General features: G+C 70.6%; 22 protein-coding genes and 2 pseudogenes. 9 read left to right on the top strand and 15 right to left on the bottom strand.

Going from position 1 to position 25362, the window contains the following annotated elements:
* Positions 1-73 precede the first annotated feature (73 nt).
* From AQI70_RS31980 to AQI70_RS31965, 4 genes are all read right to left on the bottom strand, one after another.
* Entirely contained in the window at positions 74-466 is a 393-nt protein-coding gene (locus AQI70_RS31980; protein ID WP_062155948.1) for a cupredoxin domain-containing protein, read from the bottom strand.
* A gap of 93 nt (positions 467-559) precedes the next feature.
* Positions 560-4288, bottom strand: coding sequence for an ABC transporter ATP-binding protein (locus tag AQI70_RS31975; RefSeq protein WP_062155947.1), 3729 nt, complete (start codon positions 4286-4288; stop codon positions 560-562).
* Between the two features lie 154 nt (positions 4289-4442).
* Entirely contained in the window at positions 4443-5474 is a 1032-nt protein-coding gene (locus AQI70_RS31970) for an esterase-like activity of phytase family protein (protein ID WP_062155946.1), read from the bottom strand.
* Between the two features lie 53 nt (positions 5475-5527).
* The gene (locus AQI70_RS31965; RefSeq protein ID WP_062155945.1) at positions 5528-6409 is read right to left on the bottom strand and encodes a serine hydrolase; all 882 of its coding nucleotides are present in this window, start codon (positions 6407-6409) and stop codon (positions 5528-5530) included.
* A 51-nt stretch (positions 6410-6460) separates the two neighbouring features.
* On the opposite strand from AQI70_RS31965, the gene AQI70_RS31960 reads away from it, so the two are divergent.
* Positions 6461-6952: a nucleotidyltransferase domain-containing protein gene (locus tag AQI70_RS31960; protein WP_062156046.1), complete on the top strand. Its 492-nt coding sequence runs from the start codon at positions 6461-6463 to the stop codon at positions 6950-6952.
* A gap of 19 nt (positions 6953-6971) precedes the next feature.
* Here the strand turns inward: AQI70_RS31960 and AQI70_RS31955 are convergent, their stop codons facing one another.
* Complete coding sequence (locus AQI70_RS31955; protein WP_062155944.1) at positions 6972-7268, bottom strand: hypothetical protein; 297 nt, start codon at positions 7266-7268, stop codon at positions 6972-6974.
* Positions 7265-7474 carry a hypothetical protein gene (locus tag AQI70_RS31950; protein WP_062155943.1) on the bottom strand — a complete coding sequence of 70 codons (210 nt, stop codon included), beginning with the start codon at positions 7472-7474 and terminating at the stop codon, positions 7265-7267. The genes AQI70_RS31955 and AQI70_RS31950 overlap by 4 nt, the downstream gene beginning before the upstream one ends.
* Positions 7475-7636: 162 nt before the next feature.
* Here AQI70_RS31950 and AQI70_RS31945 point away from each other — a divergent pair.
* The 5 genes and pseudogenes from AQI70_RS31945 (at position 7637) to AQI70_RS31925 (ending at position 12913) form a co-directional block, all read left to right on the top strand.
* A pseudogene (locus AQI70_RS31945) lies at positions 7637-8431 on the top strand (helix-turn-helix domain-containing protein).
* Positions 8424-8639, top strand: coding sequence for a DUF397 domain-containing protein (locus tag AQI70_RS31940; protein ID WP_062155942.1), 216 nt, complete (start codon positions 8424-8426; stop codon positions 8637-8639). The pseudogene AQI70_RS31945 and the gene AQI70_RS31940 overlap by 8 nt, the downstream one beginning before the upstream one ends.
* Positions 8640-9319: 680 nt before the next feature.
* On the top strand, positions 9320-11542 hold the full coding sequence (locus AQI70_RS31935) for an ArnT family glycosyltransferase (protein ID WP_062155941.1): 2223 nt from the start codon (positions 9320-9322) through the stop codon (positions 11540-11542).
* Between the two features lie 197 nt (positions 11543-11739).
* On the top strand, positions 11740-12546 hold the full coding sequence (locus AQI70_RS31930) for an endonuclease I family protein (RefSeq protein ID WP_062155940.1): 807 nt from the start codon (positions 11740-11742) through the stop codon (positions 12544-12546).
* A gap of 121 nt (positions 12547-12667) precedes the next feature.
* Complete coding sequence (locus AQI70_RS31925) at positions 12668-12913, top strand: hypothetical protein (protein WP_062155939.1); 246 nt, start codon at positions 12668-12670, stop codon at positions 12911-12913.
* A 130-nt stretch (positions 12914-13043) separates the two neighbouring features.
* On the opposite strand, the gene AQI70_RS31920 is transcribed toward AQI70_RS31925, so the two are convergent.
* The 4 genes from AQI70_RS31920 to AQI70_RS31905 form a co-directional block, all read right to left on the bottom strand.
* Entirely contained in the window at positions 13044-14468 is a 1425-nt protein-coding gene (locus AQI70_RS31920) for a Gfo/Idh/MocA family protein (RefSeq protein ID WP_062155938.1), read from the bottom strand.
* Positions 14469-14787: 319 nt separating this feature from the next.
* Entirely contained in the window at positions 14788-16476 is a 1689-nt protein-coding gene (locus tag AQI70_RS31915) for a thiamine pyrophosphate-binding protein (RefSeq protein ID WP_062155937.1), read from the bottom strand.
* On the bottom strand, positions 16473-17453 hold the full coding sequence (gene speB / locus AQI70_RS31910; protein ID WP_004001058.1) for an agmatinase: 981 nt from the start codon (positions 17451-17453) through the stop codon (positions 16473-16475). The genes AQI70_RS31915 and speB overlap by 4 nt, the downstream gene beginning before the upstream one ends.
* A gap of 57 nt (positions 17454-17510) precedes the next feature.
* The gene (locus AQI70_RS31905) at positions 17511-17723 is read right to left on the bottom strand and encodes a hypothetical protein (RefSeq protein WP_062155936.1); all 213 of its coding nucleotides are present in this window, start codon (positions 17721-17723) and stop codon (positions 17511-17513) included.
* 120 nt (positions 17724-17843) lie between these two features.
* On the opposite strand from AQI70_RS31905, the gene AQI70_RS31900 reads away from it, so the two are divergent.
* Together AQI70_RS31900 and AQI70_RS31895 are read left to right on the top strand one after the other, a co-directional pair.
* On the top strand, positions 17844-19301 hold the full coding sequence (locus AQI70_RS31900) for a PucR family transcriptional regulator (protein WP_062155935.1): 1458 nt from the start codon (positions 17844-17846) through the stop codon (positions 19299-19301).
* 74 nt (positions 19302-19375) lie between these two features.
* Positions 19376-20164: a phosphatase gene (locus AQI70_RS31895; protein WP_037888706.1), complete on the top strand. Its 789-nt coding sequence runs from the start codon at positions 19376-19378 to the stop codon at positions 20162-20164.
* Between the two features lie 16 nt (positions 20165-20180).
* Here AQI70_RS31895 and AQI70_RS31890 read toward each other — a convergent pair.
* Positions 20181-20540: pseudogene (locus tag AQI70_RS31890) on the bottom strand (response regulator transcription factor); the annotation flags it as partial.
* Between the two features lie 739 nt (positions 20541-21279).
* Between AQI70_RS31890 and AQI70_RS31880 the strand changes: the two are divergent.
* Complete coding sequence (locus tag AQI70_RS31880) at positions 21280-21885, top strand: DedA family protein (RefSeq protein ID WP_062155934.1); 606 nt, start codon at positions 21280-21282, stop codon at positions 21883-21885.
* A gap of 31 nt (positions 21886-21916) precedes the next feature.
* Here AQI70_RS31880 and AQI70_RS31875 read toward each other — a convergent pair whose 3' ends face one another.
* From AQI70_RS31875 to AQI70_RS31860, 4 genes are all read right to left on the bottom strand, one after another.
* A complete protein-coding gene (locus AQI70_RS31875) occupies positions 21917-22783 on the bottom strand; it encodes an acyl-CoA thioesterase (protein ID WP_062155933.1) in 867 nt (288 codons plus the stop codon).
* Positions 22784-22815: 32 nt separating this feature from the next.
* Complete coding sequence (locus AQI70_RS31870) at positions 22816-23973, bottom strand: acyl-CoA dehydrogenase family protein (RefSeq protein ID WP_062156045.1); 1158 nt, start codon at positions 23971-23973, stop codon at positions 22816-22818.
* A 97-nt stretch (positions 23974-24070) separates the two neighbouring features.
* Positions 24071-24646, bottom strand: coding sequence for a Uma2 family endonuclease (locus AQI70_RS31865; RefSeq protein ID WP_079051556.1), 576 nt, complete (start codon positions 24644-24646; stop codon positions 24071-24073).
* A gap of 56 nt (positions 24647-24702) precedes the next feature.
* The gene (locus tag AQI70_RS31860) at positions 24703-25296 is read right to left on the bottom strand and encodes an SACE_7040 family transcriptional regulator (RefSeq protein ID WP_062155931.1); all 594 of its coding nucleotides are present in this window, start codon (positions 25294-25296) and stop codon (positions 24703-24705) included.
* Positions 25297-25362 lie beyond the last annotated feature (66 nt).

Raw genomic sequence — 25362 nt, 5'->3', positions numbered from 1 at the left:
CTCGCCACAGCGCCAGGGGAGATGGAGGAGTCTTGGGAAGGGAGAGCTCAGCAGGGGCGGCGGAATGAGCCCGTCAGCACAGGATCCAGCCCTTGCTGACCGACCCCCGCCCCACCCGCCCCTTCACCCACACGCACCGCTGCCCGGCATGCACCGTCACCGGCCCGGCCTGGTAGCGGTAGTGCCATGCGTCGACGACGGGGTTGGCGCGGCGGGCCTGCACGCTGACCATCATCCACTGCTTGCGGCCGGGGTCCTTGGGCTTGGTGATGGCGCAGACGTAGCCGCCCCGCTTGTAGACGTACAGGGTGCCGGTGGAGAACGGGTACGTCTTGACCTTGCGCCCTTCGCAACGCGTGGGCGCGGCGGCCTGCGCCTGAGCCGGGGCCGCGACCGCGAGCAGTCCGGACGCGGTCAGCAACGCCAGACCGACCGCCAGTCGTCGGCGTATCGCACCTGTGTCCACTGTGTTGTCCTCCCCGTACACCGGCAATGAGCGTACTGGTGTACGGACGCACGACGTATGCCGGATGGTTGCACGGCCGTCACGAGGACAGCTCTAGCGGGACGCGCCGACCGGCTCCTCCGGCTCCGCCTGGCCGAGGAAGGTCCGCCACAACTCGGCGTAGCGGCCGCCGCGGGCCAGCAGCTCCTCGTGCGTGCCGTCCTCGGCGACCCGCCCGTGGTCCATCACCACGACGCGGTCGGCACGAGCGGCCGTGGTCAGGCGGTGGGCCACGACGAGGGTGGTGCGGCGGCCCGCGAGACGGTCCGTGGCCTGGTTGACCTGCGCCTCCGTGGCCAGGTCCAGGGCGGCCGTCGCCTCGTCGAGGAGCAGGACGTCGGGGTCGACCAGCTCGGCGCGGGCGAGGGCGATCAGCTGGCGCTGCCCGGCGGAGAGGTTGCGGCCACGCTCGGCCACCTCGTGGAGGTAGCCGCCGTCGAGGGTCGCGATCATCTCGTGGGCGCCCACCGCCCGGGCCGCGGCCTCGACCTCGGCATCCGTCGCGTCCGGGCGGCCGTAGGCGATGGCATCACGGACGGTGCCCTGGAAGAGGTACGCCTCCTGCGGGACGACGCCGAGGCGGTGCCGGTACGACGTGAGGTCGAGCGCGCGCAGGTCCGTGCCGTCGACCGTGACCCGGCCGCCGGTCGGGTCGTAGAACCGCGCCACCAGCTTCACGAGGGTCGACTTGCCGGCGCCGGTCTCGCCGACGAACGCGACCGTCTGCCCGGCGGGGATGCGCAGGTCGATCCCGGAGAGGGCCGCGTCCTCCTCGTCGGCACCGCCGTACTTGAAGCGCACGTCCTCGAAGGCGATCTCGCCCCGCAGCGACCGCACCTCCTGCGGTTCCTCGGCCGCCTTGGTCGACGTCGGCTCCCGGAGCAGCTCCTGGATGCGGCCGAGCGAGACCGTGGCCTGCTGGTAGCCGTCGAAGACCTGGGAGAGCTGCTGGACGGGAGCGAAGAACAGGTCGATGTAGAGCAGGTACGCCACCAGCGCGCCCGTCGTCAGCGTCCCGTCGTCGATCCGCATCCCGCCCACGATCAGCACCGCCGCCGCGGCCACCGACGACAGGAACTGCACGAAGGGGAAGTAGACCGAGATCAGCCACTGGCCCCGGATCCGCGCCCTGCGGTAGCTGTCGCTGCGCTCGGCGAACCGTGCGCCGCCGTCCCGCTCGCGGCGGAAGGCCTGCACGATCCGCAGCCCGGACACCGACTCCTGGAGGTCGGCGTTCACCAGGGACACGCGCTCGCGGGCGAGCTCGTACGCCTTCACGCTCGCCCGGCGGAAGAAGTACGTCGCGATGATCAGCGGCGGCAGGGTGGCGAAGACGACGAGCGCGAGCTGGAGGTCGATCACCAGCAGGACGACCATGATGCCGAAGAAGGTGACGACGGAGACGAAGGCCGTGACCAGGCCCGTCTGGAGGAAGGTCGACAGCGCGTCGACGTCCGTCGTCATCCTGGTCATGATCCGGCCGGTCAGCTCGCGCTCGTAGTAGTCGAGCCCGAGCCGCTGGAGCTGGGCGAAGATCTTCAGGCGCAGGGAGTACAGGACGCGTTCGCCGGTACGTCCGGTCATCCGAATCTCGCCGATCTGTGCCGCCCACTGGGCGATCACCGCGAGCAGGGCGAGCAGGGACGCCGCCCAGACCGCGCCGAGAGACGCAGCCGTGACGCCCTCGTCGATGCCGTGCCGGATCAGGACCGGCAGGAGCAGCCCCATGCCCGCGTCCACGGCGACGAGGCCGAGGCTGATCAGCAGCGGGAGCCCGAAGCCGCGGAGCAGGCGCCTGAGGCCGTACGACTCCTCCGGGCGGACCGCGCGGGCCTCGTCGATGTCGGGGGTGTCGGTCGCCGGGGGCAGCGCCTCGACCTGGGCGAGGAGTTCCGGGGTGGCCGGGGACTGCGAGAGGGCCAGGTCCTTGGGCTCGCGGTCGCCGGTCCACAGGCGTGGGGTCACTCCGCGTTCGGCGTCGAACTCCGCGTCGAGTTCGTCGCGTACGGAGGTGTCCTCCTGGGGGCAGGCGGGCTGGGCGTGACCGGGTGAGACGCCGCCGAGTTCGTCGGGGTCGGTGAGGAGGCGGCGGTAGAGGGCGGAGCGTTCCTGGAGTTCCTCGTGGGTGCCGATGTCGGCGAGACGGCCGGCGTCGAGGACGGCGATGCGGTCGGCGAGGTTGAGCGTGGAGCGCCGGTGGGCGATCAGCAGAGTGGTGCGGCCCTCCATGACGTGCTTCAGCGCCTCGTGGATCTCGTGCTCGACGCGTGCGTCCACCGCCGACGTCGCGTCGTCCAGGACGAGGAGCCGGGGGTCGGTGAGGATCGCGCGGGCGAGCGCGACGCGCTGGCGCTGGCCGCCGGAGAGGGTGAGGCCGTGCTCGCCGACTTTGGTGTCGTAGCCGTTGGGGAGCTCGGCGATGAAGCGGTCGGCCTGGGCGGCGCGGGCGGCTTTGCGGATCTCCTCGTCGGTCGCGTCGGGGCGGCCGTACGCGATGTTGTTGCGGACGGTGTCCGAGAAGAGGAAGGAGTCCTCGGGCACCAGCCCGATCGCGGCCCGCAGCGACTCGAAGGTCAGCTCGCGGACGTCGTGGCCGCCGACGAGGACGGCGCCGCGTGTGACGTCGTAGAAGCGCGGGAGGAGGAGGGAGACCGTGGACTTGCCGGAGCCGGAGGAGCCGACCACGGCGAGGGTCTCGCCCGGCCGGATCTCGAAGCTCAGCCCGTCGAGGACCGGCTGTCCGCCCTCGTACCCGAAGGACACGTCGTCGAACTCGACCGTCGCGGGGGCGTCGGCGGGCAGGGTCTTGGTGCCCTCCTCGATGGACGGCTCGGTGTCGATCAGCTCCAGCACACGCTCGGTGCCCGCCCGGGCCTGCTGCCCGACCGTGAGGACCATGGCGAGCATCCGGACCGGGCCGACGAGCTGGGCGAGGTAGGTGGAGAAGGCGACGAACGTACCGAGCGTGATGTGGCCGCGGACCGCCAGCCAGCCGCCCAGCGCGAGCATGGCGACCTGCCCGAGGGCCGGGACGGCCTGGAGCGCCGGGGTGTACCTGGAGTTGAACCGGATGGTGCGCAGCCGCCCGGCGAAGAGCCGTCGGCCGACCTCCCTGAGCTTCGCGGTCTCCTGGTCCTCCTGCCCGAACCCCTTCACCACGCGTACGCCGCTGACGGCACCGTCGACCACGCCCGCGACGGCGGCGGCCTGGGCCTGGGCGTACCAGGTGGCGGGGTGCAGCTTGGTGCGGCTGCGCCCCGCGATCCACCACAGGGCGGGCGCCACGGCGAGCGCGACCAGGGTGAGCGGGACGGACAGCCAGGCCATCACGACCAGGGAGATCAGGAAGAGCGCGAAGTTGCCGATGGTCATCGGCAGCATGAAGAGCAGGCCCTGGATCAGCTGGAGGTCGCTGGTGGCCCGGCCGACGACCTGCCCGGTGGACAGCTCGTCCTGCCGCCGCCCGTCGAGCCGGGTGATCGTCCCGAACATCTCCGTCCGCAGGTCGTGCTGGACGTCGAGGGCGAGGCGGCCGCCGTAGTAGCGGCGGACGTAGGTGAGGGCGTAGACGGCGAGCGCGGCGGCGATCAGCAGACCCGCCCATACGGCCATGCTGCGGCCGCCGTCACCGATCACATCGTCGATGATCACCTTGGTGATCAGCGGGACGATCGCCATGACCGCCATGCCGGCCAGCGAGGAGCCGAGGGCGAGGATCACATCCTTCGGGTAGCGCCAGGCGTAGCCCCACAGTCGCCTTGCCCACCCCTGCTGCGCTGCCACGCCGGCGCCCTCCGTTCGTCCTGATCTGCCGGAAGGCACCAACGCGGACAGATGCGGATTTCATCCCTCCGCAACAGTCGGTGAACGGTCGGATGCGGATCAGGCCCGCACGCGCAGGTAGTACGAGGGCATACGAGGGCAGGTGGTACGAGGATCAGATCCGCACACGCAGGTGGTAGAACCGCGTCGTCTGCACCGCGTTCTGGTTGTCGTCGCTGACCAGCAGCACCTTCAAGCGATCGCTCGTGCGGCCGGTGATCGCCATCCCCTCGATGTTGTCGAGCAGCGGGTTCGGCTGGGGCTGCTTGGCGGTGGCTCCCAGGGACGGGCAGTTCACGATGTCGGCGAGGAGCGTCTTCTTCGTCAGCCGCACGCCGTCCTGACCCGTCAGATTCCCGACGCCGCTCGTGTCCGTCGCGTGGCGCGGGTCGGCCAGGTAGAGGCGGACGGTGTTGCCGACGCCGGAGGTGAAGCCTCGTTCCAGGACGAGGAGGCGGCCGTCGGGGGTCGCCCGGACCTCGGGGACGCCCAGGCCGGTGTCGGTGCGGTAGGCGTACTGGCGGCCGAGCTCGAAGTCACCGCCCTTGGTCCGCTGCCAGGTCTGGAAGCGGACGATGCCCGCGCTGTCGCCCTGCAGCGCGTACTCCATCGACGCGAGCAGCGTACGGCCGCCGGGGAACAGGGTCAGTCCCTCGAAGGTGCCGTTGGAGACGGCACGGCCCGCCGGGGCGACCTGCAGCGCGTCCGGCACGGGGAGGCGGCCGAGGATCCTGCCGTCGCGGGAGTAGCGGCGTACGGACGGCTCGGTCTCGGAGGAGACCAGCCGCGTGCCGTCCCGGTCGATGACGAGGCCCTCGGAGTCGAGGGCGGCGCCGCTCTCGTCGGCGAGCGGGACGACGGACTCGGGTGCGAGGGTCTTCGCGTCCAGGGAGAAGAGCGAGGAGCGGTCGGAGAGGGCGGCCAGGGAGCCGTCGCCGTCCACCGCGAGGGCGGAGAAGTTGCCGACGAAGGTGCCCTCGTATGTCGTCTTGTCGAGCGCGTCGGAGAAGCGGTCGAGGGAGACGGAGGGCGAACAGGCGTGGCTGTCCTGCTGGTCGGTGCGGGCGTTCGCCGGGCCGGCGGCGGTCAGACAGGTGGTCGCCGCCAGGCCCGCGGCGGCGGTCGCGAGTACGGTTCTCAGGCGCATGCGGGTCACCGTAGGGCGGGTGGGTGACGCGGGGTAGGCCGCCGCGTTAAGGGTCAGCTCGCCGCCAGGTCGCGGTGAATGACCTTGGCGACGCCCTGAATGGTCGCGATGCCGTAGTTCATGGTGCTGTTGCCGTGCGTGAGCACCGTGATCATGTAGTCGTGGCCGCCGCCCTTGAACGCACCGACGCTGTGCACCCGCCAGCCGTGGGTGGACCGTGACAGCCAGCCGTTCTTGACGGCCACGGAGACACCGGCCGGCACTCCGTACGGCGTCCCCCAGCGCTGCGAGGAGATGACCTGGCCCATCAGCTTCAGGATGTAGGCGCGGGAGTTGTCGCTGAGCACCGTGTTCTTGGCGGTGATGAGCTTGAGCAGCTTCTGTTCGTCGGTGACGGTGATCTGGGTCAGGCCCCAGTAGCCGTTCGCGCCGGGCACGGTCTGCGTCATGCCGGCGGCGGCCAGGAACCCCTTGATCTTCGTCAGCCCGAGCTGCCTCCAGAGCGTGCTGGTCGCGGCGTTGTCCGACTTGGTGATCATGGCCTTGGCGAGGGAGACCTCACGGTCGGTCAGATACCGGTCGTGCTTCTTCGCGTCCCACAGCAGCGTGGCCAGCACGGTGACCTTGACGACACTGGCGGAGTCGTAGGCGCTGGAGGCCCTGAGCGAGCAGGTGGTGTTCGTGGCACGGTCGTGGAGGCCGACCGCGACAGTGCCCCTGCGGTTGGCCAGCGCGGCGGTGATGTCCCTCTTCAGCTTGTCGGCGAGGCCCGCCTTGGCGGACGTACAGCTGACGGTGGGGGCGGTCGCCGCGGCGGCGGGGGCGGCGCCGGCGACGGCCGCTATGAGGACCCCCGCGCCCACACCCGCCGCGCCCAGCGCTCGCGCACGTCCATAAACGCCTCTTGACTTGTCGCTCGATCTCCCGTGAGTCATGCCCTCTTGACTCATGGGCTCCGGGGAAAGGTTGTACGCGTGACGACCGGTATGACTGCGGACACGGTGCTGTCCGTCCTGTCCCTGCTGCGGGAAGCGGGCACCGACATCTGGATCGGCGGCGGCTGGGGCATCGACGCCCTGGTCGGCGCACAGACCCGCGACCATCGTGACCTGGACCTGATGCACCGCCAGGACCAGGAGGAAGCGGTGATGACAGTCCTCGCGGACGCGGGTTTCGTGGAGACGTCGGACTGGCGACCCGTCCGGTTCGTGGTCACGGCCCCGGACGGGCGGGAGATCGACCTGCATCCGCTGGTGTTCGCGGAAGACGGCTCCGCGATCCAGGCGTCACTGGAGCCGTCGCGCCCTTTCCGCTATCCCTCCTCCTGCTTCGTGACAGGCACCATCGGCGGCACGACGGTCCCGTGCCTGTCCGCCGAGCAGCAGGTCTACTTCCACCAGGGATACGAGCCGTCGGACCGGGACCGGCACGACATGGCTCAGCTCCGGCGGGTCTTCGGGATCGCGACCCACTTCTGATCCCTGCTCGCCGGAAGGGTCAGGCCTGCGGCTCCGCACAGGCGGCTGCGGCAAGCCGGGCGCCCCGGCTCTCCGCGATGCGACGCACATCGGTCAGCGCCTCGCTCGTCCGGGCCAGCAGGAACCGGAGCTGTGCGGGCGTCGTGCGCTGGTCCGCGAGCATGTCGGCCACGTGGTCGAGGAGGCCGTCGGCCATCCCGAGCTGGACGCGCTCGACGGTGTCGGCCATGCGGGACAGACGGCCGGTTCCGTCAGTGTCGAGGTAGCACGGTTTGCCGCCTTCCCCGGCCCAGGGAAGCAGGCGTACGTCCTTCATCGGGTGACCACCATGCACGACGCGGGGATGCCGCAGGACCCGATGCCGACGCCGGGCACGGTGAGCAGAGGCGCTGTCTCCTGCGGCGCGTGGACACCGGTTCGGTGGACGGTCGGGCCGTTGACACCGGCACGGCTCCTCTTCCGGGCGGGGCGGCGCAGACGATGCAGCAGCGACGCGAAGGCAAGGGCGATACGGTGACTCATGTCGTCGGCTCTCCTTGGGTGTTGATGGCCACGCCCCCGGACCGGTCGCGCGGTCGCGGGGGTCTCGCTTTGTGTAGCGATCTACTCACAGACTGAGACGAGCCGGGCTGGCCTCGCCAGAGGGTTGCGTGTGACCAGGCATTTGTCGCAAGGGAGTTGGCCATGAGCAACACGTACGGTGACTGGCTCAAGCAGCAGCGCGAGACGACGGGGCTGACGCAGCAGCAGTTGGCGGACCGGGCGATCATGACGCGGTCGCACATCGCGCATATCGAGGCGGGGCGGCGGGTGCCGTCGAAGGAGGATGCTCGGCGGCTGGACATGGCTTTGGGCACGGGGGATGTGCTGAGCAGTTTTCTGCCGCAGGAGGATGCGGCGGTCGCCGACTACTTCGAGGCGGCGCTGCTACTCGAACAACAGGCGGTGATGATCCGGGAGTCCGCTGTGACCTTCGTACCTGGAGTCCTGCAGACAAGGAGGTATGCGCAAGCTGTCCTGGGCACGACGTTTCCTCCCCTGAGCGCCGAGGAACGTGACAGGCGCCTCGTCACACGCCTTGAACGCGCGAAGATCCTCGACGATCCGGTGACGCCGGTGTTCTGGGCGCTACTCGACGAGGGCCTGCTGCATCGCGTGGTGGGCGGCGAAGACGTCATGGCGGAACAGCTCATGCACCTCGTGCATCTCGCCGAGACCGGTCGTGTCCGCGTACACGTGATGCCGCGCGGCACGGGCGCCTACCCCGTCATGCAGGGCATGCTGAGCCTGATGTGGTTCGAGGACCAGCCTCCAGTGGCCTATTCCTAGGGCATTCAGGTGGCCAAAATTCACGACACCCCGGCCATCGTCGACCGGTTGCAGGGCGCCTACCATCTCGCACTGAGCGACGCACTTCCGCTGCGCGAGTCGCTTGCCCTACTGAAGGCCACAGCGAAGGACTACGGACACCATGCCTGAGTACGTCATCTCGAACTCCGCCATGCTCAGCGGCTGGCGCAAGTCGTCGTACAGCGGCAACGAAGCCGGCAGCTGCCTCGAAGTCCTCGACAACCACCCCTCCGGCGTCCCCGTCCGCGACTCCAAGTACCCCCACGGCCCGGCACTGCTCTTCTCCGCTGCCAACTGGTCTGCCTTCGTCTCGGCCATCAAAGAATCACAGCCCTGAGAAGGCGACAACCTCAACTGTGCATCCAGGCCTTCACGACCACGCGACCTGTGCTGAAGTGTGTCCGGAGGAGATGGGCGGCCAGGGCGGGTGCGGGAGCGCGAGTACACGCGGCTGACCGGTCCTTCGGAGCCGGGGAGCCGCCGGGCGGAGCCGTGTCGAGCGCAGCCCGCACCGGCCCGCCCAAGTCACGACCGTTCTTGTCCGCCCCCGCGCAAGCCTCGATAAGCCGAACCTAAAGCTCAATGGGGCGGTAGGCGAGAGCCCTGTCCACCACTTCTTCGGCCGTCAATTTCGGAGTGTTGTAGTAGATCAGGTCTGTAATGCGCGGATGCAGGACACTGGTTTTCAACATTGAAGCAGAACGCAACCCAACCCCCGTCAACCTCCCCCTGAACGGTGCGCACCAGGTGGCTCCGTTGATCACTGCTTGTGCGAATCCGACCGTAACTGATCGCACTGACAGCGAACGAGGATTCCCCACAGTGACTGCCGGGCATGACGCGAATTCGTTTCCCTGTCTGCCAACTTGGCTGCCCCCAGGAGTACGAGGGCTCGTCACGGCCATCAAGGACAGCGCCCCCACCTGAGCACGTCCTTTGCGGACTCCTTGGAGATTTCACAGCCGACCGCCAGGTCCGGCACAGCCCGCACCCACCCCCACCGCACACGATGCCCGGGTGACATCAGCCACCGATCCCCATCCCCACACGACCGTGACCCCCGATGTGCCACCGCAGACCCCACCCGCGGCCCCACCCGCCGCATCCCCGGACAAGGCGCCCCGCTGGTCGCTCTCCGCACTGATCGCGATCCTGGTCCTGGCGGCGGTGCTGTACTCCTGGAACCTGTCCGGCTCCAGCCTCAACAGCTTCTACAGCGCGGCCGTACTGAGCGGCACGCAGAGCTGGAAGGCGTGGTTCTTCGGCTCGCTGGACGCGGGGAACTTCCTCACCGTCGACAAGCCGCCGTTGGCCCTGATGGTCATGGGCCTGTCGTGCCGGGTCTTCGGCTACGGCACCTGGCAGATGATGCTGCCGATGATCCTGGTCGCGCTGGCGACGATCTGGATCGTGCACGCCTCGGTGAAGCGGGTGTGGGGACACGGCGCGGCGGCGGTCGCCGCGCTGGTGCTGGCGCTGACCCCGATCACGGTCGCCATCAACCGTGAGAACAACCCGGACACACTGCTGGTGTTCCTGATGGCCGGCGGCGCGGCGCTCGCCCTGCGGGCCGTCCACAACGGCAAGTTGCCGCCGCTGGTGGGCTCCGCGGTGTGCTTCGGACTCGCGTTCAACACGAAGATGCTTCAGGGCTACATCGCGCTGCCCGCCGTCTTCGCGGTCTACCTGTACGCCGCCAAGCCGAAGCTCGTGAAGCGGATCGTCAACCTGCTCGTCGCGGGCGTTACTCTCGCCGTCTCCAGCTTCTGGTGGGCGGCGGCCGTCTCGCTCGTGCCCGCCGACGAGCGCCCTTACATCGGCGGCTCCACGGACGGCACGGCCTGGGACCTGATCATGGGCTACAACGGCCTGGGCCGGATCCTCGGCGGCGAGGGCAACGGCGGAGGCGGCGGTGGCGCGGGCGGCGGCTTCTCCGGGACCGCCGGGATCGGGCGTCTGTTCAACGACATCCTCGGTGGCCAGATCTCCTGGCTGATCCCCTTCGCCGCGATCGCGTGCATCGGCGGCCTCGTGCTCTGCGGGCGCGCCCCGCGCACCGACCTCACCCGCGCCGCGCTGCTGCTGTGGGGCGGCTGGACCGCGCTGCACTACCTGACCTTCGCCCTGGCCGAGGGCACCATGCACCCGTACTACACGACCGCGCTCGCTCCCGGCATCGCGGCCCTGTGCGGAGGCGGCGGCGTGATGCTGCTGCGTGCCCTCCGCGCCGACAAGCGGTGGGCGTGGGTGTTGCCGGCCGGGCTGGCCGTCACGGCCGTGTGGGCGGTCGTACTGCTGCGGCGGGCCTCCGGCTGGAACACCCGGCTGTGGCCGGCGATCGCCGTCGTCATGGCGCTGGCGATCGTGGGGCTGCTCCTCTTCCGGTCCGCGTCCGGGAACCGGCTGCGGCTGCTGGCGGCTTCCGTGACGGCGGCGATCGTCGCGGCGGTGGCGGGTCCGGCGGCGTACGCCTGGTCGGTGCCGTCCGGTTCGGGCGGTGGTGGCATGGGCGGTACGAATCCGACGGCCGGGCCTTCTACGGGGAGCGGCTTCGGTGGTGGTCCCGGTGGGGGCGGCGCGAGCCGGGGTGGCTTCGGCGGTCAGATGCCGGGCGGCACCCCCCAGCAGGACGGCCAGAGCGGGCAGGCTCCCGACGGCAACGGCGAGTTGGGCGGTACGCCTCCGAACGGCACGGGCAACACCGGCACCGGCACCGGCACCGGCAACAGCGGCACGGCCCCCGGCGGAACAGCCGCCGGCAACGGCACCAGCAGCCGCCCCGGCGGCATGGGCGGCGTGGGCGGCGGCGCGAGCAGCGAGCTCATCGCCTACCTGAAGAAGCACCAGGATGGCGCCAAGTGGCTGCTGGCCGTGGCCAGTTCACAGAGTGCCGCGCAGCTGATCCTGAGCAGCGGCGAGCCCGTCATCTCCATGTGGGGCTGGTCCGGCTCCGACAAGGCGATGACGCCGGCCAGGCTCAAGGAGCTGGTGAAGAAGGGCGAGCTGCACTACGTCCAACTCGGTGGCGGCGGCATGGGCGGCGGTCCCGGCGGCGGCAGCAGCGTCAGCTCCGAGGTCACGGCGTGGGTGCAGGAGCACGGGACGGCGGTGAAGGAGAGCGATTACAGCGGCACCTCGCAGTCCTCCAGCTCCTCCAAGTCCTCAGACTCCGCCAGCTCCACCGACTCCCAGTCCACGACGTCCACCGTCTACCGCCTGGATCCGTCCGACGTGAGCTGAACCGGCCAGGTCCCGGCACCGCGAAGGCCCCGACTGTCGAGTCGGGGCCTTCGCGGCATGTCAACTCGCATGGACAAGCCCCGATTTGCCGCTTCACGTCACCTGATCGACACATTCAAGCCATCGACATTGCCGCATGTCCATGCCACTCTCCCGTTTGCCGCCTCCATTCAACCCGCGTAGATGGGACACCCCACATGCTGGCGACACGCATACGCAGCAGCTGGAAGTCAGTGGCACTGACGACCGCCGCCGTCCTCATCGGCGTCACCACCCCCGCGCTCACCGCGGCCCCGGCCGCTGCGACGACGACGGCGTACGACGACACGTACTACGCCGATGCGATCGGCAAGACCGGCACGGCGCTGAAGGACTCGCTGCACACGATCATCAGCGACCAGACGGCGATCTCGTACTCCGCCGTCTGGAACGCCCTGAAGGTCACCGACCAGGACCCGAACAACAGCAACAACGTGAAGCTGCTGTACTCGGGCATCTCCCGCAGCAAGTCCCTCAACGGCGGCAACACCGGCAACTGGAACCGCGAGCACGTGTGGGCCCAGTCCCATGGCGAGTTCGGCACCTCCACCGGCCCGGGCACCGACCTGCACCACCTGCGCCCCGAGGACGTCCAGGTCAACGCCATCCGCGGCAACCTGGACTTCGACAACGGCGGCAGCAGCTTCACCAACAGCGGCGGCAGCCTCGTCGACTCCAACTCCTTCGAGCCGCGCGACGCCGTCAAGGGCGACGTGGCCCGCATGATCCTCTACATGGCCGTCCGTTACGAGGGCGACGACAGCTGGGTCGACCTGGAGCCCAACGACTCGGTCAGCAACGGCGGCACCCGCTTCCACGGCCGCCTCTCGGTCCTGAAGGCCTGGAACGACGAGGACCCGCCGGACGCCTTCGAGGAGCGCCGCAACGAGGTCATCTACGACAACTACCAGGGCAACCGCAACCCGTTCATCGACCACCCGGAGTGGGTCGAGGCGATCTGGTAGGCGACCGGGCCTGTCCAGTCGCCGTGGGCGCGTGCCGGGGGCCTCGTCGGGCCCCTGGCACGCGCGGTCACCACCTGTGCAGCGGAGTGACCTGCGCCGATCCGATGCCGTTGACCGGGCTATGAAGAAGATCAGCGCGCTCGCCGCGTTCACCATGGCAGCCCTCGTACTCGCCACCCCCGCCCACGCCGACGACGGCAACCGGGGCCGCATCGTCATCGCCGGCTACCGGGACTTCTCCACCGCCAACCTCTGCAGGCAGGCACTCGGGCTCGTCCCAGTGGTCACACCGTGGACCGGCGCCGCCTTGGACGACGCCTGCTACAACCGCGACCACGGCGACGACAGCGACGACACGCGCGGCTAGGCCCCGTCGTTCGGACCCCCATCGCGTCGACGCCCTCCTCCGCCGCGCGGCTGCACGCACCGGGCCCCGCTCGGGTCGGCTGGAGGGCGTCGAGGACTTGATGGAAGAGCGGGTCGCTGCGCGGTCCAGGTCATCCGGTGGGTGGCATGTCCGTGGGGGTGGAGTCGAGTCCGGGCCGTTTGCCGGCCCAGGAGCCGCGAGTGAAGTCCGGGATGTCGACCGGGCGCCCCTGGTTCGCCAGGGACGCGGCGCTGAGCGGGATGGCCGCGCACCAGGCGGCCGAGTCGTATACGTCGATGTCGGGCACCAGCCCGGCGCGCATCAGCTGGATCGTGCGCCATTGCAGGACGTAGTCCATGCCGCCGTGGCCGCCGTTGTTCGCGGCGTCGTCGCCGACCTTCCGCCACAGCCAGTGGTCGAATTCCTTGCGGTAGTCGGCGAAGTCGCGCCAGGTGTGGCCGGCGTGGTCCGGTTCGAGGTAGACGCGTGCGCCGGTCGGGGCGGGCCCGGCGTAGTCCTCGACGATCCCGCGGCTGCCGGCGAGGGTGTTGATCCTGCTGTACGGCCGGGGTGAGCTCACGTCGTGCTCGGCTCGGATGATCCTGCCCTGCTCCGTCTCGATGAGGCAGGTGACCAGGTCACCGTTGATGTATGTCTCTTTCCAGGACGGGTGGTCGCGGGGGACGAAGCGCTTGCGGTAGTCGGCGAGTCCCTTCGGGGCGGTCGCGGTGGCGCGCAGGGTGGCCATCCGGTCGCCGCGGTTGATGTCCATGGCTGCCGCGATCGGGGCGAGTCCGTGCATGGGGTAGAGGGACGCGGTGCTGCGGGTGTGCCACAGCCGCCGCCAGGAGTCGGTGTAGTAGGTGTCGGAGAAGAGGAGTTCACGCAGGTCGTGGAGGTAGCCGCCATGGCCGTTGGTGATGTCGCCGAACAGGCCGGCGTGCGCCATCCTCAGCATGGCCAGTTCGTTGCGGCCGTAAGAGCAGTTCTCGGCGAGGAACAGGTGCCTGCGGGTGCGCTCGGAGGTGTCCACCAGGTCCCACAGCTGGCGCAGTTCGGTCGCGACGGGGAGTTCCACCACGGCGTGTCTGCCGCTTTGCAGCGCGGCCCTGCCGTGCTCGTAGTGGAACTCCCACGGTGTGGCGACGTAGACCAGATCGATGTCGTCGCGCTGGAGCATGCGGGCGTAGGAGTCGGCTGATCCGCCGTATTCGGCGGGGCGGGGCTCGCCCTTGGCGGCCAGCCGGTCGGCGGCGCGTCGCGCGCGGTCGGCGCGGATGTCGCAGACGGCGGTCACGGTGCAGCCGGGTACCGCCGCCCAGCCGGTGATCATGCCTGAGCCACGGTTGCCCAGGCCGATGACACCGACGCGGACGGTTCTGTGGATCTCGAACGGCACGCCGATCATCGACTTCTGTCCGGGACGGCGGCGGGGCACCTGTTCGGTCGTGGCGGACGCGGCCGGGGCCGCGGCGGTCATGCCGACCGCGAGGGCGCTGGTGGCGACGGCTCCGCCGAGGAGCAGTCGGCGTGAGACAGCGGGTGTTTCGGACATGACGGCAACACTCCTCGGTGGGGTGGCTTGCATCACTGCCGGGGCACTGTCGGTGCATGACTCTGACGGGCTTTGACGGTGCATGTCAATACGTGCTCGATAGAGGGAAGTTTCGAGCACGATCAATCACCCGCGCACGGTCGCCGGTCGGCCGGTTCAGTCGCCGCCGACCGGTGCCGTGATCACGCGCGGGGTCAACGGGGGCCCGACGCGGACACCTCGTCCTGCTGTGCCGTCAAGTCGAAGCCGACCAACGGGGAATGCCGACCACAAGGGGAGCTCGCCCGACGTGACGAAGCGCTGCCAGGCCGCTGAGGCATCACACCGTGAGGTGCGTCGGCGCGAACATCCGCAGCACGGCCGGGAGTACGACCACCGACGGACCTGATGACGTCAGCGCCTTCGCCAGGTCCGCCTCCAGCGCCTGAGGCGTCGTACGCACGCCCGGAACCCCGAACGACTCCGCGAGCGCCACATAGTCCGGCCGTGTCAGCTCCGTCCCCGTCGCCGCCCCGAACGCGTCCGTCATGTACTCGCGCAGGATGCCGTAACCGCCGTCGTCGACGATCAGCCAGGTGACGTTCAGGTCGTGCTGCCGGGCCGTGGCCAGCTCGGCGATCGAGTACAGCGCCCCGCCGTCGCCGGAGACCGCCAGGACCGGACGGGTCGGATCCGCGACCGCCGCGCCCAGCGCCGCCGGGAAGGCGTAGCCGAGGCCGCCGGCGCCCTGGGCTGAGTGCATGTGGTTGGGGCCCTTGGCGTCGAAGGCCGACCAGGCCCAGTAGGCCAGGATGGTCATGTCCCAGAAGGACGGGGAGTCGGCGGGGAGCGCCCTGCGGACCGATGCCAGAACCTGCTGTTCCAGGGTGAGTTCCTGGGCGGCGATGCGTTCGGCGACCTTCGCGAGCAGCGCACGGACGCGTTCTGACGCCTGCGCGTCCTCCCGCTTGCGCACGGTCTCCAACAGCGCCTGCAACGCCGGCCGCGCATCCGCGTGGATGCCGAGCGCCGGGTGGTTGGACTCCAGCTTGCCGAGGTCGGCCTCGATCTGGATGACCCGGCCGCGGGGCTTGAACGTGTGGTAGTTCGAGGAGAGTTCGCCGAGGCCCGAGCCGACCACCAGCAGGACGTCCGCGTCCTCCAGGAAGTCCGTGGTGTGACGGTCCTCCAGCCAGGACTGGAGTGACAGGGGGTGCTTCCAGGGGAACGCGCCCTTGCCGCCGGGGGTCGTGACGACCGGCGCCTGGAGCCTCTCCGCCAGCTGCTTCAGCTTGCCCGACGCGTCCGCCCGTACCACTCCCCCGCCCGCGATGATTGCCGGACGGGCCGCCTTCGACAGCAGGTCGGCCGCCACGGCGGTCAGTTCGGGGCGCGGCGGCAGCTCGTCGGGGAAGGCGTCGCCGCCCGTCACGACCGGGATGAGGGTCTCGGCGAGCAGCACATCCTGCGGGATCTCCACCCACACCGGGCCGTGCGGGGCAGTCAGCGCCGACTTCCAGGCCGCCTCGATCGCCGAGGGGATCTGGGACTGGGTGCGTACGGTGTGGACGGACTTCACCACGCCCCGGAACGAGGCCGCCTGGTCGGGGAGTTCGTGCAGGTATCCGTGCCTTGCGCCGCCCAGTCCCGCCGTCGGGATCTGACTGCTGATCGCCAGCACGGGGGCGGAGGCCGACGCGGCCTCCTGGAGTGCGGCCAGCGACGTCAGCGCCCCCGGCCCGGTCGACAGCAGCAGCGGGGCCGCCTCGCCGGTGATACGGCCGTAGGCGTCCGCCGCGAACCCGGCGTTGTTCTCCACCCGCAGGCCCACATACCTGAGGTCCGAGCGGCGCAGCGCGTCGAACATGCCAAGCGCGTGCTGGCCGGGCAGCCCGAAGACCGTCGTCGCGCCGAGCCCGGCCAGCGTCTCCACGACCAGGTCTCCGCCGGTGCGGCCGGGGGGAGGGTTCAGCGCGGCCTCCGTCTGGGCGGCGGTGGGGCGGAGCACCAGGTCGTGGTCGTGGGTCACTTGCCCTCGTTCTCCTTACGGGCCTCGGCGATCTGGCGGGACATGATCGTGGTCAGTTCGTACGCCGTGTGGGAGGCGGCCACCGACGTGATCTCGGCGTGATCGTACGCGGGCGCCACCTCGACGACGTCCGCCGAGACCAGGTTGCAGGAGGCCAGGCCGCGCAGGATCTCCAGCAGCTCGCGCGAGGTCATGCCACCCGCCTCGGGGGTGCCGGTGCCGGGCGCGTGCGCCGGGTCGAGGCAGTCGATGTCGATGGAGATGTAGAGGGGCCGGTCGCCGATGCGCTGGCGCAGCTGGTCGGCCACCTCGTCGGCGCCGCGGCGGTAGACGTCCGCCGACGTGACGATGCCGAAGCCCATCTTCTCGTCGTCGGTCAGGTCCTGCTTGCCGTACAGCGGGCCGCGGATGCCGACGTGGGAGAGCGCCTCGGTGTCGAGGATGCCCTCCTCGACCGCGCGCCGGAAGGGCGTGCCGTGGGTGTACTCGGCGCCGAAGTAGGTGTCCCAGGTGTCGAGGTGGGCGTCGAAGTGGAGCAGGGCGACCGGGCCGTGCTTCTTGGCGACCGAGCGCAGCAGCGGGAGGGCGATGGTGTGGTCGCCGCCCAGGGTCATCAGGCGGGCGCCGGTGCCGAGCAGTTCGTCGGCGGCGGCCTCGACGGTCTCCACGGCCTCGTTGATGTTGAACGGGTTCACGGCGATGTCGCCGCCGTCCGCGACCTGGGCGAGCGCGAAGGGCGAGGCGTCCTGCGCCGGGTTGTACGGGCGCAGCAGCCGGGACGCCTCGCGGATGGCGTTGCCGCCGAAGCGGGCGCCCGGCCGGTACGAGACGCCCGAGTCGAACGGCACGCCGACCACGGCGACATCGGCGCGGCCGACCTCGTCCAGGCGCGGGAGCCGGGCGAAGGTGGCGGGTCCGGCGTACCGCGGGATGCGGGAGGAGTCGACGGGGCCGCGGGGCGTCTCGTTGCCAGTCATTGTGAAATGCCTTCTTTCCTACGCTTCGTCGCGTATGCGGGTTTTACGACTACGACTCTACTGGCGAGCCGGCGTCGGTTCGGACGCGAGTTCGAGAGCCCGCCCGGCGAGGCGCTCACGCCAGGCGGCGAGTACGGCCGCGCCGGCCGGCCTCGTCATCAAGGAGACGGCGATGCACGCGGCGAGGGAAGACAGCAATCCGTACAAGACGGGCTCGTGGGCGAGGACGCCCGCCAGACAGGCAACGATCACTGTGTGGTCGACGGCCACAGGGCCTCCTTCGCTCGGTCTCGCCGGCGGGTGACGAGGACTGACCCTAGGCGGCCGGAAAGCGACTGCGAAGTGTACGTTTCATCCATCCCATGGATGCCGGATGGAGGGAACGCACATATGCCGGAGCCGACCGTTCCGCCGACCCCGCCGGTACCGCTCTCGGCCCTCCTGGCCCGCGAGGACCTGGGCCTGCGCCGGATCGCCGGGCCGACGGACACGGACCCGGTGATCCACTGGGCCCACACCTCGGAGATGGCCGACCCGTACCCGTACCTCCTGGGCGGCGAGCTGCTCCTGACGGCCGGCGTCCACATCCCGGAGGCGGCGGGCTCGGACTACTTCGACGCCTACGTCTCCCGGATCGTCGCGGCGGGCGGCGCCGCACTCGGCTTCGGCCTCGCCCCCCTGCACGACACGGTGCCGCCCGCCCTGGTGGCGGCGTGCGACACGCACGGCCTCCCGCTCCTGGAGGTGCCGCCCCGGACCACCTTCTCGGGGGTGGCCCGCGCGGTCTGGCAGCTCATGGCCCAGGCCCGGCACGCCGAACTCCGCCGGGTGACGCAGGCCCAGCAGAGCCTGGCGGCGGCTGCCTCGCACCCGGATCCGGTGCGTGCGGTGCTGCGGCAGCTGGCCCGGCGGGTCGAGGGCTGGGCGGTGCTGTACGGGCCGGAGGGTGCGCTGCTCGGGGAGGCGGGGCGAGGGCCGGAGGAAGGGGTGCGGGAGCGGCTGGCCGAGCTGACGGGCGTCGTCACCAGCCGGTCCTCCGCCACCGCCAGCGACACCACCGCCTCCGGCGTCCACCTCGCCGCCTACGCCCTGGGCACCGGTCACGGCTTCGTGCTCGGTGTCGCCGCCCGGCACCGCGAGCCCGGCGACCACACCATCGCCTCCGTCGCCGCCGTGCTCCTCTCCCTCCTCACCGGCGAGCACCAGAGCGGCTCGGGAGCGGCCCGCTCCTCGGCACTCGTACGGCTGCTGCTGGGCGCCGAGCCGCCGACGGTGGCCCCGCTCCTGGGCGCCGACCACTGGCTCGTCGTGCACGCCCGCCCCGACGCCCAGCCCTGCGATCCGGTGGCGGCCTCGGCGCTGGGCGCGGCGCTCGGCTCCCCGCTGGTCGACCTGGCGCGGGACGTCGTACGCGTCCTCGTCCCGGCGGACCGCGAACCGTCCCCGCAGCCCGGCTGGACCCTGGGCGTGAGCGCCCCCGCGACCGCGCGGGACTGGCCCGCGGCCGACACCCAGGCGGCCCGGGCCCTGTCCCGGGCGCGGGCCACCCGCACCGCCCTGGTCCGCCACGGCACCCACCGCCCGGCCCTGACCGACCTGCTCTCCCCCGAGGATGCGGAGGCCCACGCCCGCGCCCTCCTCGCGCCCCTCACCGGCCCCCTCACCGAGACCCTGCGCACCTGGCTGTCCCTGCACGGCAGCTGGGACCGCACGGCGGTCGCCCTGTCCGTCCACCGCAACACCGTCCGCCAGCGGATCGCCCGGTGCGCGGCGCTCCTGGAGACCGACCTGGACGACCCGGACGTCCGCATGGAGCTGTGGTTCGCGCTGCGGCACAGCGAGCGGTGATCCGCACAGTGACCCGCGTCGCACGCGAGGCGGACTCCGGCGTTCCCTCAGTTGTCTGCCTCACAATGGGGTCCATGCCGATACCCGGGACACCCAGCCGCGCCGAGCTCGTCGACCACCTCGTCAGAACCCGTATCGCGGGCGATGTCGCCACTCCCCGCGAGAACAACCTCTCCCACTACCGCAAGCTGGCGAACGGCGACCGCCACTACTGGCTCGGCCTGGAGCTCGGCGACCGCTGGACCGACGAGCAGGACGTCCTCGCGGTGATGGCGGAGCGCGTCGGCGTGAACGACGACCCGGAGCACCGCCACGGCCAGGACACCATCGACCCCGAACTGACGGTGGCCGCGCTGGAGCGCATGGCGGGCCGGCTGCGCAAGGCGGCGGACGGCGGACAGCGCGTCCTGTTCGCGACGGGCCACCCGGGCGGCCTGCTGGACGTGCACCACGCGACGGCGGCGGCCCTGCGCGCGGCGGGCTGCGAGATCGTCGTCATCCCGGACGGCCTGCAGACGGACGAGGGTTATGTCATGCAGTTCGCGGACGTCGCCGTCCTGGAGCACGGCGCCACCCTCTGGCACACCCACTCCGGCGAACCGATGAAGGCCATCCTGACGGGCCTTGAGCGCGAGGGGCGTCCGCTGCCGGACCTGGTCGTCGCCGACCACGGCTGGGCGGGCTACGCCGGGCAGCACGGAGTCGACTCGGTGGGCTACGCCGACTGCAACGACCCCGCGCTGTTCCTCGCGGAGTCGGAGGGGACCGTGCAGGTGGTGGTGCCGCTGGACGACCACGTGGTGAGCCCGCGGTACTACGACCCGATGACGGCGTTCCTGCTGGCGGAGGCGGGGCTGGCCTAGGTCTTTCGGACGGGCGCTAGGTGTGCTGTTCGGACAGGCCCTGGGTGCCGGCGGCGCCCAGGTGGCGCAGTACCGCCAGGACGCGGCGGCTGTAGCCGGTGGTGCCGGTCAGGCCGAGCTTGTCGAAGATCGCGTTGGTGTGTTTCTCCACCGCGCTCTGTGAGACGTAGAGCTGCTTGGCGATGGCCGCGTTGATGTAGCCCTGCGCCATCAGCCCCAGCACGTCCCGCTCGCGCGGGGTCAGCCGGTGCAGCGGGTCGGTGCGGGCGCTGCGGGCGAGGAGCCGCCGTACCACCTCGGGGTCGAAGGCGGTGCCGCCGGCGCCCACCCGCTCCAGGGCATCGAGGAACTCCGCCACCTGCATGACCCGGTCCTCACCCCGGCCCGGGTCTCGGCCAGTTCGCCGACCCGGCGCCGCAGCAGCTCCGTCTCGCTGGGGCCCAGGTGGCGCCGGGCCAGCTGTTCGTCCAGCTGTGCCAGCCCCCGCCCGCCCTGCGCGCACAGGAACAGCAGGAACAGCCCGCCCAGCCCGGACAGCGCGACGGTGCCCGGATGGGTGAGGTCCGGCACGAACCATGCCCACACCAGCGTGGAGGAGTAGAGGAGGGCGATCAGCGAGGTCAGCAGCACCAGCAGCCCGAACAGGCCGAGTGGCCAGCGCGCCGCCAGATACCCGAACGCGGCCTGCCCGCTGCGCGGCGGGTCCAGCTCGACGGCGTGGCACACCGCGAGGCGGCGCCGCTCCAGCGCGGCCAGGCGCAGCGCGCCCGCGGGGACGGCAGGCGGGCGCCGGTTCGCCGGCCTCCACATCCTCCGCGCCCCGCCGACGGCGACGCAGACCAGTTCGGCCAGCGCCGTCAGGCCGCCCAGCAGCAGTCCGGCGGCGAGGCGGAGCCAGCGCTCGGTGAATTCGGTCACGACGGGTCAGGCTAGCCAAGGGCCCCGGGGCGGCGCCCTGCGGAAAACCGCACACTTCCCGTGCGGGTCTCCGCAGCCGGCTGTGCGGCCTTCCTCATACCGCCTTTAGGTCAAGACTTCGTAAAGTAGCCCGCATGATCTTTGCTGCTGCGTCCGAGGCACCTGTCGGCGGAGTCGCCGGCTGGGCCGCCGACCTGATGGAGAAGCTGGGCGGGCCGGGTGCCGGGCTGGCCATCGCTCTGGAGAACCTGTTCCCGCCGCTGCCGAGCGAGGTGATCCTGCCGCTTGCGGGGTTCACGGCGAGCCAGGGCCGCATGGACGTCGTCGCCGCCGTGGCCTGGACGACGGCGGGTTCGGTGGCGGGCGCACTCGCCCTCTACCTGCTCGGCGCGCTCTTCGGCCGGGAACGGCTGATGGCGGTGGCGGCGCGGCTGCCGCTGGTGAAGGTCGCGGACGTGGAACGGACCGAGGCGTGGTTCGTCCGGCACGGCACCAAGGCCGTGTTCTTCGGCCGCTTCGTGCCCATCTTCCGCAGCCTGATCTCGATACCCGCCGGCGTGGAACGCATGCCGCTCCCCGTGTTCCTCACGCTCACCGCGGCGGGCAGCCTGATCTGGAACACCGCCTTCATCTCCGGCGGTTACGCCCTCGGCGCCCGCTGGCACGAGGTCACCGACGTGGTCGGGCTCTACTCCAAGGTGATTCTGGTGCTCGTGGCCGTGGCGGGCCTGGCGTTCGTGGGCGTACGGCTGCTGCGGGCGGGGCGCGGCCGGCGGAGGCGCACGGGAGCGGGGGTGAGGTGAGCCGGGGCCTGAACGGCCGCGCGGTGAGCGGTCACCGCGGAACCCGGACCACGCCCTCCTGGATCACCGACACCGCCAGCCGCCCGTCCTGGGTGTAGATCCGCGCCTGGCCGAGCCCCCGCCCCCCGTACGCCGACGGCGACTCCTGGTCGTACAGCAGCCACTCGTCCGCACGGAACGGGCGGTGGAACCACATCGCGTGGTCCAGCGAGGCGCCGACCACATCACCCACGGCCCAGCCGCCGCGCCCGTGCGCGAGCAGCACCGAGTCCAGGAGCGTCATGTCCGAGACGTAGGTGGCGAGTACGACGTGCAGGAGGGGGTCGTCGGCCAGCTTGCCGTTGGTGCGGAACCAGACCTGGGAGTGCGGTGCGCGGGGCTCGCCGAACCTGCCGTACGGCGGCTCGTCGACGTACCGCAGGTCGACCGCCTGGCGGGCCTCCAGGAACCTCTCCACCACCGCCGGATCGAGGTGGTCGTAGGCGCGCAGCCGCTCCTCGGAGGTGGGGAGCGTCGCCGGATCCGGGGCGGGCGGCATGGGCGTCTGGTGGTCCATGCCCTCCTCGTGCACCTGGAAGGAGGCGGACAGCGCGAAGATCGGCTTGCCGTGCTGGACCGCGACGACGCGCCGGGTGGTGAAGGAGCGGCCGTCGCGCATGCGGTCGACGTTGTAGACGATGGGCGCGCCGGGGTCCCCCATGCGCAGGAAGTACGCGTGCAGGGAGTGGGCGGGACGGTCCGCGGGGACCGTGCGCCCCGCGGCGACCAGCGCCTGGGCCGCGACCTGCCCGCCGAAGACCCGCGGGACGACGGCGGAGCGGGACTGGCCGCGGAAGATGTTCTCCTCGATCTGCTCCAGGTCGAGCAGATCGAGGAGATCCTCAAGTGCCTGGTTCATGGCACCTTTTCTAGGCGAGTGGTTGCAGGGCCTTACAGGCCCATGTCCTTGGCGATGATCGACTTCATGATCTCGCTGGTGCCGCCGTAGATGCGGTTGACGCGGTTGTCCGCGTACAGGCGGGCGATCGGGTACTCGTTCATGAAGCCGTAGCCGCCGTGCAGCTGGAGGCAGCGGTCGATCACGCGGTGCGCGACCTCGGTGCAGAACAGCTTCGCGGAGGCGGCCTCGGCCGGGGTCAGCTCGCCCGCGTCCAGGGCCTCAAGCGCGCGGTCGGCGACGGCCTCGGCCGCGTCCACCTCGGCTTGGCAGGCGGCCAGCTCGAACTTGGTGTTCTGGAAGGCGGCGACCGGCTTGCCGAAGACGGTGCGCTCCTGGACGTACTGCTTGGCGAACCGTACGGCGGCCTTGGCCTGGGCGTAGGCACCGAAGGCGATGCCCCAGCGCTCGGAGGCCAGGTTGTGACCCAGGTAGTAGAAGCCCTTGTTCTCCTCGCCGAGCAGGTCCTCGACCGGGACCTTCACGTCGACGAACGCCAGCTCGGCGGTGTCGGAGGTGCGCAGACCCAGCTTGTCCAGCTTGCGGCCGACGGAGTAGCCCTCGGACTTGGTGTCCACGGCGAACAGGGAGATGCCGTGGCGGCGATCCTCGGCCGTCGGGGCGGCGGTGCGGGCGCAGACGATCACGCGGTCGGCGTGGACGCCGCCGGTGATGAAGGTCTTGGCGCCGTTGAGGACGTAGTGGGTGCCGTCCTCGGAGAGCTTGGCGGTGGTCTTCATGCCTGCGAGGTCGGAGCCGGTGCCCGGCTCGGTCATCGCCAGGGCCCACATCTCCTCACCGGAGACGAACTTCGGCAGGTACCGCTTCTTCTGCTCGTCGGTGGCCAGCATCTTGATGTACGGCAGACCGAGCAGCACATGCACGCCGGAGCCGCCGAACTGGACGCCCGCGCGGGCGGTCTCCTCGTACATGACGGCTTCGAACTTGTACGAGTCGATGCCGGCGCCGCCGTACTCCTCGTCCACGCGGATACCGAAGACGCCGAGCTCGGCGAGCTTGTAGTAGAAGTCGCGCGGCGCCTGGCCGGCCGCGAACCACTCGTCGTAGACCGGGACGACCTCGGCCTCGATGAAGGCGCGGATGGTCTCCCGGAACGCCTCGTGATCCTCGTTGAACACCGTACGGCGCACGCCGTCCACCTCCACCGGTACATGTCTAAGCGCTTGCTCAGATCAAGGTACCGGCGAGTAGTGAATGACGTCCAGAGTGGAAGAGCCGTAACGCTCGTCACTCCCCGGCTCTGCCGTAACGGCGGAACTCGGATGTCGCGACCGTCCAGGGGCCGAACGGCACCGCGTCGCCGTAGATGTAGGCGTCCTTGCGGGTGTAGCACCCCTTGCAGGGGTCGGAATGCACTTCGATCGTGCCGGTGCGCGGGTCGACGATCATGTAGTGGGGGATGCCCATGGCCGGGTAGTCGGCGAGCTTCTCGATGTAGTCGTTGTGAGGGTTGGACGGCGAGACGATCTCGACGACCGCCAGCACCTGCGTCGCGTCGACGGCGAAGCCTTCCTCGTCGAGGGCCGCCTCCGGGATGACGATCGCGTCGGGGAGGCGCATACGGCCGATCGCCGGCTGCTCGATCTCAGGGCCGCCGGCACAGATATAGCCGGGGTGCATGCCGAGAAGCTGATCGCCCAGCTGACTGCAGATACGGCGAACCGTCCCCGCGTGGCGCTTCGGCGGGCGAGTCATGGCCAGTACCGGACCGGACGGCCCGATCTCGACGCTCCACGATCCTTCGAGCTGCTCGGCGTAGGCATCGAGCTGCTCGGCGATCGCGCGCATCTTCACGTAGTCCATGCCCACGGACGCAGACTACCGAGCCCAAGGCCCGCAGACGGGCGCGTCGACGCAGCTCAGCCCCCCGCCGCCCCGAACGCCCCCCGAGCCATCCGGTGCAGCAGCTCCGCCATGCCCCCCCGCCCCGGCAGCGCCCCCGGCCGCCCCAGATGCGGCGTCGAGTTCAGCAGCCCGAAGACGGAGTGCACCGCCGAGCGGGCCGTCGGCTCGGTCAGCTCCGGGTACACCTTCCGGACCACCTCCACCCACAGCTCGACGTACTGCCGCTGCAACTGCCGTACGAGCTTGCGGTCGCTGTCCCGGAGGCGGTCCAGCTCGCGGTCGTGCAGGGTGATCAGGGGACGGTCGTCGAGGGCGAAGTCGATGTGGCCCTCGATGAGGGAGTCGAGGACCGCCTCGGGCGGCACGCCGTCGGCCTCCGCGAGGCGCCGCTTCGCACCCTTCAGCAACTGGCCGCTGATGCCGACCAGCAGCTCGGCGAGCATGGCGTCCTTTCCGGCGAAGTGCCGGTAGAGACCGGGGCCGCTGATGCCCACGGCGGCGCCTATCTCGTCGACACCGACGCCGTGGAAACCACGCTCGGCGAAGAGCCGCGCGGCCTCCTTGAGGATCTGTTCGCGGCGGGTGGGGGCGTCGGTTCTGGTGGCCATGGAAGCAATTCTAGACAGGGAGGTTAGCGGTCGTTAACCTGAAGGAAATGCGTTAACGCTCATTAA

The organism is Streptomyces curacoi, assembly GCF_001513975.1.
In the GTDB taxonomy this organism is placed as follows: domain Bacteria; phylum Actinomycetota; class Actinomycetes; order Streptomycetales; family Streptomycetaceae; genus Streptomyces; species Streptomyces curacoi.
This window is presented reverse-complemented; position numbering and strand designations above follow the sequence as displayed.